At 73.0% G+C, this 13,873-nt stretch carries 13 protein-coding genes; 11 read left to right on the forward strand and 2 right to left on the reverse strand.

Annotated elements, in window-relative coordinates:
- Window positions 1-11: 11 nt before the first annotated feature.
- Window positions 12-1,331 carry a prolyl oligopeptidase family serine peptidase gene (locus AB0C33_RS01410; protein ID WP_358282507.1) on the reverse strand — a complete coding sequence of 440 codons (1,320 nt, stop codon included), beginning with the start codon at window positions 1,329-1,331 and terminating at the stop codon, window positions 12-14.
- A 312-nt stretch (window positions 1,332-1,643) separates the two neighbouring features.
- Between AB0C33_RS01410 and AB0C33_RS01415 the strand changes: the two genes are divergently transcribed.
- Window positions 1,644-1,937, forward strand: a complete 294-nt coding sequence (locus tag AB0C33_RS01415) for a hypothetical protein (RefSeq protein WP_358282509.1) — start codon at window positions 1,644-1,646, stop codon at window positions 1,935-1,937.
- A 139-nt stretch (window positions 1,938-2,076) separates the two neighbouring features.
- The gene (locus AB0C33_RS01420) at window positions 2,077-2,640 is read left to right on the forward strand and encodes a helix-turn-helix domain-containing protein (protein ID WP_358282511.1); all 564 of its coding nucleotides are present in this window, start codon (window positions 2,077-2,079) and stop codon (window positions 2,638-2,640) included.
- A 226-nt stretch (window positions 2,641-2,866) separates the two neighbouring features.
- Here the strand turns inward: AB0C33_RS01420 and AB0C33_RS01425 are convergent, their stop codons facing one another.
- On the reverse strand, window positions 2,867-7,594 hold the full coding sequence (locus tag AB0C33_RS01425; RefSeq protein WP_358282513.1) for an FtsK/SpoIIIE domain-containing protein: 4,728 nt from the start codon (window positions 7,592-7,594) through the stop codon (window positions 2,867-2,869).
- Window positions 7,595-7,945: 351 nt separating this feature from the next.
- On the opposite strand from AB0C33_RS01425, the gene AB0C33_RS01430 reads away from it, so the two are divergent.
- Genes AB0C33_RS01430 through AB0C33_RS01470 form a run of 9 tightly spaced genes read left to right on the forward strand, consistent with a single transcriptional unit; the run spans window position 7,946 to window position 13,835 of the window.
- Window positions 7,946-8,623 carry a hypothetical protein gene (locus tag AB0C33_RS01430; protein ID WP_358282515.1) on the forward strand — a complete coding sequence of 226 codons (678 nt, stop codon included), beginning with the start codon at window positions 7,946-7,948 and terminating at the stop codon, window positions 8,621-8,623.
- A 1-nt stretch (window position 8,624) separates the two neighbouring features.
- Window positions 8,625-9,341: a hypothetical protein gene (locus tag AB0C33_RS01435; RefSeq protein ID WP_357969990.1), complete on the forward strand. Its 717-nt coding sequence runs from the start codon at window positions 8,625-8,627 to the stop codon at window positions 9,339-9,341.
- Window positions 9,338-10,633, forward strand: a complete 1,296-nt coding sequence (locus AB0C33_RS01440; RefSeq protein WP_358282517.1) for an ATPase, T2SS/T4P/T4SS family — start codon at window positions 9,338-9,340, stop codon at window positions 10,631-10,633. Before AB0C33_RS01435 ends, AB0C33_RS01440 begins: the two co-directional genes overlap by 4 nt.
- A gap of 2 nt (window positions 10,634-10,635) precedes the next feature.
- Complete coding sequence (locus tag AB0C33_RS01445) at window positions 10,636-11,484, forward strand: type II secretion system F family protein (protein WP_352325815.1); 849 nt, start codon at window positions 10,636-10,638, stop codon at window positions 11,482-11,484.
- Entirely contained in the window at window positions 11,477-12,397 is a 921-nt protein-coding gene (locus AB0C33_RS01450; RefSeq protein WP_358282519.1) for a type II secretion system protein, read from the forward strand. Before AB0C33_RS01445 ends, AB0C33_RS01450 begins: the two co-directional genes overlap by 8 nt.
- Window positions 12,397-12,630, forward strand: coding sequence for a hypothetical protein (locus AB0C33_RS01455; protein ID WP_357969997.1), 234 nt, complete (start codon window positions 12,397-12,399; stop codon window positions 12,628-12,630). Before AB0C33_RS01450 ends, AB0C33_RS01455 begins: the two co-directional genes overlap by 1 nt.
- Window positions 12,614-13,036: a TadE/TadG family type IV pilus assembly protein gene (locus AB0C33_RS01460; protein ID WP_357969999.1), complete on the forward strand. Its 423-nt coding sequence runs from the start codon at window positions 12,614-12,616 to the stop codon at window positions 13,034-13,036. Before AB0C33_RS01455 ends, AB0C33_RS01460 begins: the two co-directional genes overlap by 17 nt.
- Window positions 13,033-13,428, forward strand: a complete 396-nt coding sequence (locus AB0C33_RS01465) for a TadE family protein (RefSeq protein WP_358282521.1) — start codon at window positions 13,033-13,035, stop codon at window positions 13,426-13,428. The genes AB0C33_RS01460 and AB0C33_RS01465 overlap by 4 nt, the downstream gene beginning before the upstream one ends.
- Before the next feature lie 20 nt (window positions 13,429-13,448).
- Window positions 13,449-13,835, forward strand: coding sequence for a pilus assembly protein TadG-related protein (locus AB0C33_RS01470; protein WP_358282523.1), 387 nt, complete (start codon window positions 13,449-13,451; stop codon window positions 13,833-13,835).
- Window positions 13,836-13,873: the final 38 nt, after the last annotated feature.

Below are 13,873 nucleotides of genomic sequence, written 5' to 3' on the forward strand. Positions count from 1 at the left end.
GTCATGAACCTCTACGGAAGTAGCAAACCCCAATAGAACGCCCACGGAACGAAGGCCACGCCCGCCGCGACGAGCAGGCCCAGCCGTACCCGCTCGCCGGTCGCGCGTTCGCGCCGCCACGTGCGCGCTGCCAGCGCCGTCGCCACGACGGTGGCCACCGCGACGGCCTGCAGCGCCAGCCAGACGAGCGGCCTGCCGAGGAGCATCGGACCGGGCGCGGCCAGCTTTCCGCCGGTGGACATCAGGTAGAACAGGTAGGCGAACCCGCCCAGCGCCGCCGCGAGCCCTCCGGCGCTGACCACCCGAGCCGCCGCCGTCCCCTTGGCCGGCGTGCCCCGGACCGCCGCCGTTTCTTTGGTCGGCGTGCTCCGGACCGCTGCCGTTTCTTTGGCCGACGTGGCCCGGACCGCTGCCGTTTTCGCGGTCGGCGTGGCGTGGGCGGCTGTCGTTTCTTTGGTCGGTGTGGGCCGGGCCGCGCCGCGGCCCCGGATCCGCCGGACCACGGCGACCGCCGGATATCCGGCGAACCCGGCCAGGAACAGCGCCAGGACCGCCGTCTGCGCGAAGGCCGACTCCCACCACGCGGGTGGCGGCGTCCCGACGGAGTCCTCCGCCTGGACGGGCGCGGGCCCCGACACCTCCGCGACCGGAGCCTGACCCGAGGTCGCCTTCGCCACCCAGCCGCCCACCAGCTCGGCGTAACCGGGAGCGAGCTCGGGCAGACGCGTGACGCCGCCGTCCGGGGTCACATGAGCCGCGTGATCGGCCTTCTCGAAAAACCGGAACGTGTACCGCCTGTTGCCGCCCTTCTCCAACGCCGCGCGGAAGATCGGCGGCGTCTCGCGAGGCGGGGTCAGCAGATCGTGCACGCCCCAGATCGCCAGCACCGGCTGCCGCACCGCGGCCAGGACCGGCTCGGGATCGTAGTAGGGCTCGGGGAACATGTCCCCGTCCGCGATCACCCGGTACAGCTTGGGCTCGGCGTGCTCGACCAGCGACCCGCCTACCCCCGCCTTGCGCAACCCGGCCGCCACGGCCCACGTCTGCTGCCGCAGGGGCTGCAACGCGTTGGCCCCGACCACCACCACGAACGCGATGTCCTTGGACTTGGAGGCGGCGAGCGGCGCCACCCACCCGCCCTCGCTGAGCCCCCAGATACCGACCTTGCCGGGATCGACCCCGGGCTCCTTGCGCAGCGTCGCGACCGCGCCGAGCGCGTCGTCGGCGAGTTGCGCGTACGACCGATGGAACAGCGAATAGTTCACCGAGCGCTTGTCGTAGATCAGCACGGTCAGGCCCTGCCGGGCGAAGGCGACGGCCTCACCCAGCAACTTCTCCCGAGACGTCCCCGTCCCCGCCCCATGCACCAACACAACCCCAGCCCGCCCACCCCCACCGCTCGCGCCCTCCCCGGCGAGGTCGTCCCGGCTCAGCCCGGTCGCGCGCCCGGTCTGGAACGTGCCTCCGGTCTGGGCCATGCTTCCGGACTGGCCCTTAGCCCCGACCTCGGCTGTGCCCCCGGCCTGCGCTCTGCCTCCGGCCTGGGCCGCGCTGCCGGCACCTGAGGGGCTGATCGCGCTGGCCGACGGGCTGATCACGCTGCCGTGCATCTCCAGCCCACCGCTGCCGCGGAACGTCACCTCATGAACCGTCAGGTCACCCGGAACCGCAAGGCCACCGGGAGCCGCGTGGCCACCACTAGCCGCCTGGCCGCCAACAGCCGCCAGGTCACCGGCAACCGCCAGGCCGCCGGGAACGGTGAGACCGCCCGGAACTGCCGGTCCCGCGCGATCGGGCTCGACCGCCCCGGCCCCAGCGCCGCGCCGTCCTTCACCGGTCATTGCGGCCTTCTGGCCGAGATCGGCCGTCGTTGCGGCGTTCGAGGTGACGTCGGCGGCGGGGGCGGCACGACCCAGTCCGGGCGTACTGAGCCATAACACGACGCCCGCGACGGCGCTGAGGGAGACGGCGGCAGAGGCCGTGAAGAGGTTTCGCATATTGCCGACAGTAGTCTGCAGAGATATCTCGGCAAAGAGATGTCTGCAGATATCGTCCTCAAGGACTAGCCTGCTCCTCATGAAGGACGACGAGCCCCTGGTGCTCCACGATCCCGACCGGCTCAAGGCCCTGGCCCATCCCATGCGCCGCCGCATGCTGACCCACCTGAACATCCATGGCCCAGCCACCTCCACCACCCTCGGCGAGCTGCTCGGCGCCAAGACCGGCACCACCAGCTACCACCTGCGCCAACTGGAGAAGTACGGCTTCATCGAGGAGATCCCCGAACGCTCCTCCGGCCGCGAACGCTGGTGGCGCCGCGCCAAACTCCCCAGGGACATCCGCCTCCCCGAGCCCGGCGACCTCGGCCCGGAGGATCAGGCGGTCCTGACCGAGTTCCACCGGATCGGGCTGGAGGAGGACCGCGCCCTGCTGGACCGCCTCCCCGCCGCCTTCCAGACCGACCCCGACTGGGTGAAGGGCTCCCGGGGTCTCGCCCGCATGACCAAGGACGAGCTCAGGGAGTTCCACGACGCCTACGTGGCCCTGCTCCTGAAATACAGCCACCCCGCGGACGAGGCCCCACCCGACGCCCGCCCGCTGTACGTCCGCATGTACACCCTCCCCGCCGACGACTCCTGACCCCCACAACGCCGCCACCCGCACGCATCGGGCCCCAGGGAGGCCGACCGGCCGCGGTGGCGTGGGCCCTGAACCCCCTCCCCGTCCGACGAGCCTGACCTCGGATGCCATGCCCAGGCCGCCTGGACCCGTGCGGTCCTCAAGGGGTGGGCGACGTGGGATGGGTCGGGTGGCTACGGCTGAGTGGCTCGGGCGGCTCGCGGAGGGAGGTTGGGTGGGTGGTGGGTCAGGAGGTGTCGGGGAGGGCTGTTTGGATGGGGGTGATGTTGCCGGTGGTGACCAGGAGGCCGCGGCCAGGTGGGCCGCCGCCGGCCCCGCGGGGCAGGCGGATGCTGAACAGGTCGCCGTCGGTCGGGCCCTGGACCGACAGGAGCACGCCCGTACGGGACTTGCGGGTCTCGGCCACGAACCCGCGATAGGCGACCGCCAGGTCACCGGTGGAGCCGGCGATCAGCAGGCCGTGATCGCCGTCCCTGCCCGAGCGGAGCACCTCCTCCAGGGACGTGCCCAGCGGTGAGTCCGGGTTGACCAGTTCGGCGTCGTCCACGACCACCACGTACTGGCCCAGGTCAGCGACCAGTTCGGATAGGTCGGCGGCGTTCCCGTCGAGGACGGCCACCGCGTCCGCCAGGTCGCGCAGCGGGCTTCGTCTGGGAGCGACGGCGACGACCGGCGTGCCCGCGGCGATGAGCGACCGCGCCGCCGTCACCAGGACGGACGACCGCCCCGACCGCGACGGCCCCGCGATCACCGCGCCCGGCCCGTGGGCCAGCAGGTCGACGCCGAGCGGGGTGAGCGCGTCCCCACCCGCCCCGACCAGCGCCCACAGCGGGGACGGCGGAGTGAACGCCGGATCGAGGTCCATCGTCTGGGACGCGGTGACCCGCATCGGCAGCGCGTCGACGCGCAGCGGCTGTTCGCCCTCCCCGGGGCGCCCCCCACGCCCGGCGGCCTGCGGGCTCGCGCTGCGGGCCAGGGCCTGGAGGGCGGCGACCTGGGCGGGGCCCGCGGGGTCGGCGGAGAGGAGGGCGATGTGGTGTTCGGTGATGCCGTGCTCGCCCAGCGACAGGGCACGGCCCGGAGGCATGGACACGGGCAGCCCCTTGAGCGGGAACCCGGCCAGCCCGTAGTCGGCAGTGTCGGACAGGCGCAGCAGCAGGCGGTCGTCGAAGACCGTCGAGACCTGGCCGAGCAGGCCGGACCGGTCGCTGGTGACCACCGCGCGCAACCCCACCGCCGGGCCCTCGCGCAGGAGCTGGAGCAGGGCTTCGATCAGGCGGCCGTAGTCGTAGCTCTCGAACGCGGCGACGAAGCCCTCCCAGCGGTCGAGCATGAACACCAGCCACGGCAGGCGGTGACCGGCCTGGCGGTATTCGGCGAGCGAGGCGTGACCCGCCTCGGCCAGCAGTTGCTGGCGGCGGCCCACCTCGGCGCGCAGCCGGCCGAGCAGCCGCTCCACCCGTTCGATCTGGTCGCGGGTGACGACGGCGCCGCAGTGGGGCATCGCCATGACGGGCAACAGCGCGCCCGAGCCGCAGTCCACCGCATGGACGTGCACGTCGGCGGGCGACGTCCGGGCCGCGATGGCGCCGGCGATGGTCCGCAACGCCGTCGAGCGGCCGCTACGCGGGGCGCCCGCGATCAGCAGGTGGCCGCCGTCGGCCAGGTCGAGCGCCAGCGGGCAACGATCCTGCCGCCACGGACGGTCGGTCACCCCGAACGCCAACGGCGCCACCTCCTCGAACCCGCCGCCGGCCACCTCGTACGCCACCCCAGCCGCACCTTCCGGCACCCCAGCCCCCTCGTACGGCGACGCGGGACCGGCGTGCCCGGCTCCGAGCGAGCCCTCCGGCGGGGCGGCGGGCAGGTCGAGCACCAGGTGGGTGGGCAGGGGGTCGAGCCACGGGCTCGGCTGGGCCGGGACCCCCGCCAACCGCCCCGCCTCGACGAGCGCGTCCGCGACCAGGCCGAGATCGGTGACCGCCGACTCCTCGGCCGGCTCCGGAGGCGGCGGAAGCGGCCTGCCGAGCGATCGCCAGTCGACGTCGAGCACCCGCACCCGCCCGGCCGGCCCCCCGGCGGACGGAACCCGCGCGGGGCTCCGCCCGCCCACCCTGGCCGTCTGGACGGCGATCGCCGCCCCCACCCCCGACCGCACGTAACACCGGCCAGGGGTGGACTTGGAGATCGCGGCCGCGTCGGGCAGGTCGATGACGTCGGTGGACTCGGCGGGCTCGGTCACCCGCAGCGCGATCCGCAGCGAGGTGTTGGCCTGGATGTCGGCCGTGACCACGCCGGCCGGCCGCTGGGTGGCCAGGATCAGGTGGATGCCCAGCGAACGGCCCCGCCGCGCGATGTCCACCAGGCCGGCCACGAAGTCGGGCAGCTCGGCCACCAGCGCGGCGAACTCGTCGATGATCAGCACCAGGCGCGGCATGGGGGCCTGGCCGGCGTAGTCGTCGATGTCCTTGGCGCCCGCCGCCAGCAGCAGGCGTTCCCTGCGCCGGATCTCGGCCGCCAGCGAGTCGAGGGCCCGCTGGGTCAGGTGCCCGTCGAGGTCGCTGACCATGCCGACGGTGTGCGGCAGGCGTACGCACTCCTTGAAGGCCGCGCCGCCCTTGTAGTCGATCAGCACGAACGTGAGCTGGTCGGGCCGGTTGGCCACCGCCAGCGAGCAGATCAGCGTCTGCAGCAGCTCGGACTTGCCCGCGCCGGTGGTGCCGGCGATCAGCCCGTGGGGGCCGTCGAGCTTGAGGTCGACCGAGAACGGGCCGTCGGGGCCGACGCCGATCAGCGCCTCGGTGGTGCCGCGGGCCCGCCACCGGCCGGCCAGCTCCTTGCCGGACGGGTCGGGCATGCCCATCAGGTCGAGCAGGCGGACGGCTCCGGGCAGGTTGCCCGACGGATCGTCCCGGCTCACGTCGCGGATGGGGGACAGCGCCCTGGCCAGCCGGTCGCACCAGGCGGACGAGACCAGGTCGCCCAGCACCGGCCCGATCACGTCGAGACCGCCGCCGAGCAGGCGGACGAGGCCGTCGGAGCCGCAGGCCGCCACCGTCTGGCACTCCTCGGGCAGCAGCCGCTGGTCGTCGTCGATGGCGAGGGTGAACACCCCGGACCGGGGGCCCTGCCGCAGGACCTGGGGCATGTTGGGCAGGCCGCGCAGGATCTGGGCGCCGTCGAGGATCACCAGGACGTCGTGCGGACGGACGTCGTAGGAGGAGAAGCTGGGCTTCTCGGGGCCGCCCAGATCGTCCCAGCCTGTGGGGATCTTGCCGAACTCGGGGATGGCGGTGTTCTGGCGTTCGTCGATGAGCGCGGCCAGTTCGGCGACGCGGCGGGCGGCCGACTCGGGGTCGGTGCCGACCAGGGCCACGCAGTCTTCGCCCGCACGCGGGGCGCAGTGCGGCAGCCAGCGCGTCCAGCCCCAGCGGCGTTCGCCGTCGGCGCGCGCGGACACGACCACGATGGCCAGGTCGCGCGGGCTGTGCAGGGTGGCGGCCTGGGCGATCAGCCAGCCGGCCAGGCTGGTCGCGGCCCCGCGCGGGCCGGTGACGCCCGCGACGCCGAGCCGGCGCATGGCCAGCGCCACCGGCACGGCGCGGCAGAGCGGCGGCTCGATCGGACCGCCCTGCTCCTCCGACAGGTCGAGGTTGGCGGGCAGGTCGGCGAGGCCGACGCGCAGCCGCAGGGAGTCGGCGTCGTGGATGCGGCGCTCCCACAGACGCCTGCGCGGCCCGGTCGCCGTGAGCAAGACCTGGGCCGGGTCGGGCGCGTCGGACCTGCGCGCGGCCTCGTCGGCGGCCCTGGCCCGCTCGACCTCCTCGTCGTAGGCCCGGACGCGTTCGCCGAACTCCTTGAGCGCCTGCTTGTGCTTCTTCCTGCCGTGGCGGCGGTCGCTGACCCACTGGCCGATCATGATGATCGGCGTCATCAGGGCGACGAGCAGGTAATAGGGGGCGTGCAGGGCGAACGCCAGCGTCACGCCGAGCACGGCGGGCAGGAACGCGGCCAGCAACTGCAGCCGCATGCCCTCGGATCTGGTGGGCTCCTTGGGCTTGACGAACCTGCGCTCCGGCTCTGGACGGCGCAGCCTGGGCGGCCGGTTGTAGGCGAGCCCGCCCTCGCCCCTGGGCGCGAGGTGGGCGTCCTTGGGCTCGATGGAGGTGAGCACGAACACCGAGGACCCGCAGGTCAGCACCGCCTGGTCGGGCCACTCGGCGGGCCCGGTGAGCGCCCTGCCGTCGAGCTCGGGCATGTCGCCCTGCTCGGCGGCGAACTCGGCCGCCTCCCGCTCGGCGACCCGCGCGGTCAGCTCGGCCACCTCCTCGGCCCACCGCCCCTTCAGCTTCAGCCTGGAGGGCTGCCCGGAGCTCTGCCGGTGCGCCCGTTCGACGGTGATCGCGTCAGGCGTCACGCGCACGGCGACGGCCTCGGCGGCCAGGAGGGGATCGGCGACGGCCATCGCGCAGGTCGGGTCGGACCCGATGACGTGCACGCCCAGCCCCAGCCGGTGGACGGCCCCCGCCGCCGGGCCGCCGATCACGCGGATCTCGGCCACCCCGCCGGGCTCCTCGACCACGGTGGCGCGGGCCAGGCGCGGGTCGAGCGTGACCTTGTCGCCGTCGCGCAGGACGGCCGCCGCCGGCGCCCGCGGATCGAGCGGACGCCCGTCACGCCAGAGCAGCGCGCCGGACTCACCGGGCACGTCGGCGGGGACGTGGAGCCGGTCGGGGACGCGCGGACGGGGGATGCGCGCCTCGGCCCCGCCCCGCACCCCGGCCTCGGGCGCCAGGCCGTAGGGCGCGCGCGTCCGCGGCAGCTGGACGACCTTCGCCATGGACGTGCGCCCGCTCAGCGCCTCGGTCACCCCGGCCACCGTGGCGCCGCCGTCGCCGTCGATCACGACGTCGCGGTCGCCCTGCTCGCCGAGCACGGTGAGCATGATCCGCATGTGCCGTCTCCTCGCTCGACCTCGGGCGCCAAGGTAGCGCCAGAAGCGAGAGTAGGTGTCCCGGTTGACGCCACCGGCATGAGAACGCGGTTCTGTGGATAACTCGCGCGCCCAGCGTCACGATCAAGCCTGAAAAAGTTGTGATTAATGCGACTGAAGATAAAACTGTGACCAGCATGCCGATAAATCGGTATTCGTCAACTTGGTAGAGACAATAGGCATCGATTATTCCGGGTTGACATCGCGCCACCTGCGAAACAAGCATGGGTCCTCGCATTCCGCCCACGCCCCACCCGGGCGCCCCACATAATGGGCGTGAATTCCGCATTTCACAATGGGAGCCCCCCACCCATGAGGACCAGTGAAAAACCTGTCGCCGACAACGCGGCGGCGGGGTTGTCCGGCCCGGCCTCGCGCAAGCTCCCCGTGCCCCCACGCGAACGCAAGCCGGCCCTCGCCGCGCTGGCGGTCCTGCTCATACTCGGCGGAGCGCTGGCCACCACGCTGCTCGTGCTGCGCAGCGGCGACCGCGTCTCCGCCATCAGGATCACCCAGCAGGTCGGCGCGGGCCAGGAGTTCGTGGACGGCATGCTCGAAGAGGTGAAGATCGCCTCGGACACGGGCGTCGACTACGTCCCCTGGTCCCGGCGGTCGGAGGTGACCAAGAGCTTCGCCGCGGTCACGATCCTGCCGGGCACCCTGCTGACCAACCAGATGGGCAGCAAGGCCAGCGACGAACTCGGCCCGGGAAAGGCGACCGTCGGCCTCGCCCTCAAACCCGGCCAAATGCCCGCCGGCATTCAACAGGGCGACCGCGTCCAGGTCGTGTACGTGCCGAACCGGACGGCTCAGGGGCAAAGTCGCGTACTGGCCGAGAGCGCGCTCGTGTTCAGCACGGGCGACAAGAACCGGACCGGCGGCAATTCCGGCCAGATCACCGTGATCGTCGATTCGTCGGACTCACCGCAAATACTCGCCTATGCCTCCAGCGGAGAGATCGCGGTGGCCGAGCTCCCGGGAGCGCGCTGACGTGGCGCTGATCGTTCTGGCCGCCGACAAGGGCGCGCCCGGCGTGACCACCGCGGCCACCGCCCTCGCGGCGGTGTGGCCGCGGCCCGTGCTGCTGGCCGAGTGCGACCCGGCCGGCGGCGACCTCGCCTACCGGCTGCCCGCCGCCGACGGCGGCGTGCTCAACCCGGGCAAGGGCCTGCTCACGCTCGGCGCGACCGCCCGCAGGGGCCTCGAACCCGCCCAGATCCACCAGCACACGCAGAAGATCATCGGCGGGCTCGACGTGCTGGCCGGGCTCACCCACGGCGAGCAGGCGGCCGGGCTCACCTGGCTCTGGGGCCCGCTGGGCAGGTCGCTGGCCGCCATCCCCGACGCCGACGTGATCGCCGACTGCGGCCGCCTGGGCTCCCACCCGCAGATCGCCGACCTCCTCGCCGAGGCCGAGCAGGTGCTCCTGCTCACCAGGGCGACCCTCGACCACGTCGCCCACCTGCGCGAACGCCTCCAGATCACCAAGGCGCACGGCGTCGTCGTGATCGCCGACCCGCGCAACTACCGGGCCTCGATCGAAGACGTGCGCAGGATCGTCGGGCCCATCGTCCAGTTCGTCCACGGGCTGGCCCACGACGCCAAGGGCGCCGAGCTGCTGCGCGGGCAGTGGGGCGGCCGGCTCGACCGGTCCCTGCTCATCCGCACGGCCCGGGACCTCGCCGCGAGGCTGGTGAGCCACCGATGATCGACCACACGCTCGTCAAACGTTTCCGCCAGGAGGTCGGCGACCGGCTGGCCCAGCAGCGCCGGATCGACCAGGCGAGCGGCGTCCCGCCGATGTCCGGCGAGGACGAGCGCCAGTTCGCCAGGGCGCTGATCTCGCAGGTGCTGGAGGAGCACGCGCGCAACGAGATCGGCCTCGGCCGCACGCCGCCCACCATCGAGGAGGAGGAGGCCCTGGCGGCCGGCATCCACGCCGCGCTGTTCGGCGTGGGCCGACTCCAGCCGCTGCTCGACGACCCCGAGGTCGAGAACATCGACATCAACGGCTGCGACCGCGTGTTCGTCAGCTACGCCGACGGCCAGGAGCTCATGCAGGACCCGGTCGCCGAGTCCGACGACGAGCTGGTCGAGCTGATCCAGATCCTGGCGGCGTACTCGGGGCTGTCCAGCAGGCCGTTCGACACCGCCAACCCCCAGCTCGACCTGCGGCTGCCCGACGGCTCCCGGTTGAGCGCGGTCATGGACGTGACCGTGCGCCCGGCCGTGTCGATCCGCCGCTCCCGTCTCGGCAAGGTCTTCTTGTCCGACCTGACCGGCAACGGCACGATCAGCCCGGAGGTCGGGAGGTTCCTGACGGCCGCCGTCGCCGCCCGCAAGAACCTCATGATCGCCGGGTCCACCAACGCCGGCAAGACCACCCTGCTGCGGGCGCTGGCCAACGAGATCCCGCCCAGTGAGCGCCTGATCACCGTCGAACGCGCCCTTGAGCTGGGCCTGGACCAGTTCCCCGAGCTCCACCCCAACGTCGTCGCCTTCGAGCAGCGCCTGCCCAACTCCGAGGGCCAGGGCGAGATCTCCATGGCCGAGCTGGTCAGGCGCTCGCTGCGGATGAACCCCAGCCGCGTCATCGTCGGCGAGGTGCTGGGCGATGAGATCGTCACCATGCTCAACGCGATGACCCAGGGCAACGACGGCTCGTTGTCGACGATCCACGCCAACTCCAGCATGGAGGTCTTCAACCGCATCGCCACCTACGCCCTGCAGGCCGGCGAGCGTCTGCCCATCGACGCCACGCACATGCTCATCGCGGGCGCGATCGACTTCGTCGTCTTCATCGAGAAGCGCAACGACTACCACGTCGGCGGCACCCTGCGGCGTTACGTCTCCAGCATCCGCGAGGTCAACGGCTGCGACGGCCGCGTGTTGTCGAGCGAGGTGTTCGTGCCCGGTCCCGACGGCACGGCCGTCCCGCACGCGCCGGTCTCGTGCCTGGAGGAGCTCGTCGCCCACGGCTACAACCCGGGAGGCTGGTGAGGATGGCGTTCGACCTCGACCCGCTCGCGATGGTGGCGGGCGCGGCCGCCGGCGGCGGCCTCTTCCTGTTCTTCCTCGCCCTGTACGGCCTGCGCCGCCGCCCGTCCCAGCCCAGACGCCCGCTCGTCAAGATGCTGACCACCCGCACCGCCGTCGCCGCGGTGGCCGCCGGCCTGGTCCTGGTGGTCACGGGCTGGCCGGTCATGGCGGTGGGCACGGTGCTGCTGGTGTTCGCCTGGCGCGGCCTGTCCGGCGGCGCGGCCGAGGAACGCGCCGCCATGCGCCGCCTGGAAGGGCTGGCCGCCTGGACCGAGTCGCTGCGCGACACCATCGCCGGGGCGGCCGGGCTGGAGCAGGCCATCCCGTCCTCGATCAGGGCCGCCGCGCCCACGCTCCGGCCCCACCTGCGGGCCATGGTCGACCGCCTGCACACCAGGATGGCGCTGCCGGAGGCGCTGTCCCGCTTCGCCGACGAGCTCGACGACCCCTCGGCCGATCTGGTGATCGCCGCGCTCATCCTCAACTCCCGGCTGCGCGGCCCCGGCCTGCGCGACGTGCTCGGCGCGCTCGCCGTCTCGGCCCGCGAGGAGCTCGACATGCGCCGCCGCGTCGAGGCCGAACGCCGCTCGACCAGGCGCAGCGTGCAGATCGTGGTGATCACGGCACTGGTCTTCGCCGGGCTGCTCATCCTGTTCAACCCCGCCTACGTCAGCGAGTACGGCTCCACCCTCGGCCAGGCCGTGCTCGTGGTCGTCGGCGGCCTGTTCGGCGCCGGGTTCGCGTGGATGCGGCGGCTGGCCAGGTTCGACAAGCCGACCCGGCTGCTGATGGGGGGAGGCGGCCATGGTTGAGGGCGTGCTGGCCGGGGCGGTGCTCGGCCTCGGCCTGTTCGTGCTGGTACGCGCGTTGTTCCCGGCCCGTCCCGGGCTGGTGGCGCGGCTGCTGGCGCTCGACGCCGTGCGCGAGGACGCCGACGCCCCGCGCATCCAGCTCCTGCTGCCCGACGAGGAGGTCAGCGCGTTCCGCCGCGGCCTCGGCGCCCGCCTGGCCCGCCTCTACGGCGCCCGCGGCTGGGAGGCCCGCTCGGTCAAGTCCGACCTGGCCCTGCTCGGACGCTCGTTCGAGGCGTTCCTGGCCACCAAGGTGCTGCTCGCCGCGAGCGGCCTGCTGGCCTTCCCGATCCTGCTCGGCTGGCTGGCGCTCATGGGGTGGGGCGTGTCGTTCACGGTGCCGTTCTGGTCGGCCGTGCTCGTGGCGCTGCTCTTCTTCTTCCTGCCCGACCTGCAGATCCGCAAGGAGGCCGCGGCCATGCGACGCGACTTCCGGCACGTCGTGGGCGCCTTCCTCGACCTGGTCTCGATGAACCTGGCGGGCGGGCGCGGCGTGCCCGAGGCGCTGATGATGGCCGTGTCGGTCAGCGGCGAGCAGCCCAACTGGGCGATGGGCCGCATCCGCGACGCGCTCGGCGGCGCCCGGATCGTCGGCATCACCCCGTGGCAGGCGCTCGGCCAGCTCGGCGAGGAGATCAACGTCGACGAGCTGCGCGACCTGTCGGCCGCGCTCGGCCTGGTGGCCGACGACGGCGCCAAGGTGCGCGCCTCGCTCACCGCCAGGGCCGCCACCCTGCGCCGGCGCGAACTGGCCGAGATCGAGGGACGCGCGGGCGAACGTTCGCAGTCGATGCTCGTGGCCCAGCTCCTCCTGTGCGCCGGTTTCGTGATCTTTCTCAGTTTTCCCGCCGCGATGAAGATGTTGGGGGCCTGATGAACCATCCCTGGATCGTCTATCTCACCGCCTACCTGGGGGTGCGGATCCAGCGCGCCCGCACCGCGCCCAGCAGGGGCGCCTCCGCCGTCGAATGGGTGATCATCACGGCCATCATCGCGGGCGTCGCGCTCGGGCTGGCCACGCTGATCAAGACCCTGGTCGAGCAGAAGTCCAGCGAGATCCAGGGCACGTTCGGCGGTGGCGGCGGCGGTGGTGGCGGAGACTCGTGAGCGGGGCGCGACCGTGATCGAGCTGGCGTTGCTGATGCCGGTCATCCTCGCGGTCGCGCTCCTCGTCGTGCAGGTCGCGCTCTGGTTCCACGGTCGCCAGATCGCCGAGGCGGCGGCCAGGGAAGGCGCGCGGGTGGCCAGGTCGGCGCCGTTCGACTCGGGCGACTGGCAGGGCGCGGCCACGGCGAAGGCCACCGACATCGTCAAGGCGGTCGGCCCGCGGCTGCTGGAGAACGCCGCGGCCACCACCTCCGAGCGCGACCCCGACCAGCGCTTCGTCACGGTCACGGGCAGCGCCGTGCAGGTCGTGCCGCTGCTGCCGCCGCTCACGTTCACGATCACGGCGACCGCGGGCGGGCCGATCGAGTGCTTCCGTCCCGACAACGGCGGTGATGACTGCCGATGAAGCCGGGAGAGCGCGGCTCGATGGCCGTGGAGACGGTGATGCTCGCCCCCGTCTTCCTGCTGTTCCTCATGTTCCTGGTCGGGGCGGGGGTGCTGGTGGAGACGCAGGGGCGGGTCAACGGCGCGGCCAGGGACGCCGCGCGGGCCGCGTCCGTGCAGCGGAGCTTCGACGACGCCGGCGCCGCGGCGGAGAGCACCGCCAAGACCGCTCTGGACGACAAGTGCGGCGCCAGCACGGTGAACCTGGACGGATCCACCTGGGAGGCGGGCGGCCAGGTGCAGGCGGAGGTGACCTGCGAGCTCGACCTCGGCTTCCTCGGGTTCGGCGGCGCCAAGCGGCTGACGGGCACCGCCGTGGTGCCCCTTGAGCAGCTCGTCAGGAGGGAGCCGTGAAGGCGGGGGAGCGGGGGTCCATGTCGGTCTTCACCGTGCTCTTCTCGGTCGTGGTGTTCCTCCTGGCCGGGCTGCTGGTCGACGGCGGCGCGGCGATCAACGCCCGGCTGCGCGCCGCCGACGTCGCCGAGCAGGCCGCGCGGGCGGGCGCGGACAAGATCGACGTCGACCGCCTGCGCACCGGCGGCGAGGTCGCCCTGCTGGACGAGGGCCAGGTCTGCGCCAGGGCCGACGAGATCGTCGCGGCCCAGGGCGGCGACGGCGTGGCCCGCGGCTCCTGCTCGGTCCAGCAGGACCAGGTGACGGTCAGCGTCTCGGTGCGGTGGGAGGCGTTCTTCCTCGGGGCCCTCGGGTTCCCGGGCTCGGAGATGAACGGCGAGGCCACGGCCGCCCCGGAAGCCAGGTAGACCGATTCCCGCCACTCGGTGGCCGGGGCAACGCACGA

Source organism: Nonomuraea sp. NPDC048881 (assembly GCF_040649795.1).
Classification (GTDB): Bacteria; Actinomycetota; Actinomycetes; order Streptosporangiales; family Streptosporangiaceae; genus Nonomuraea.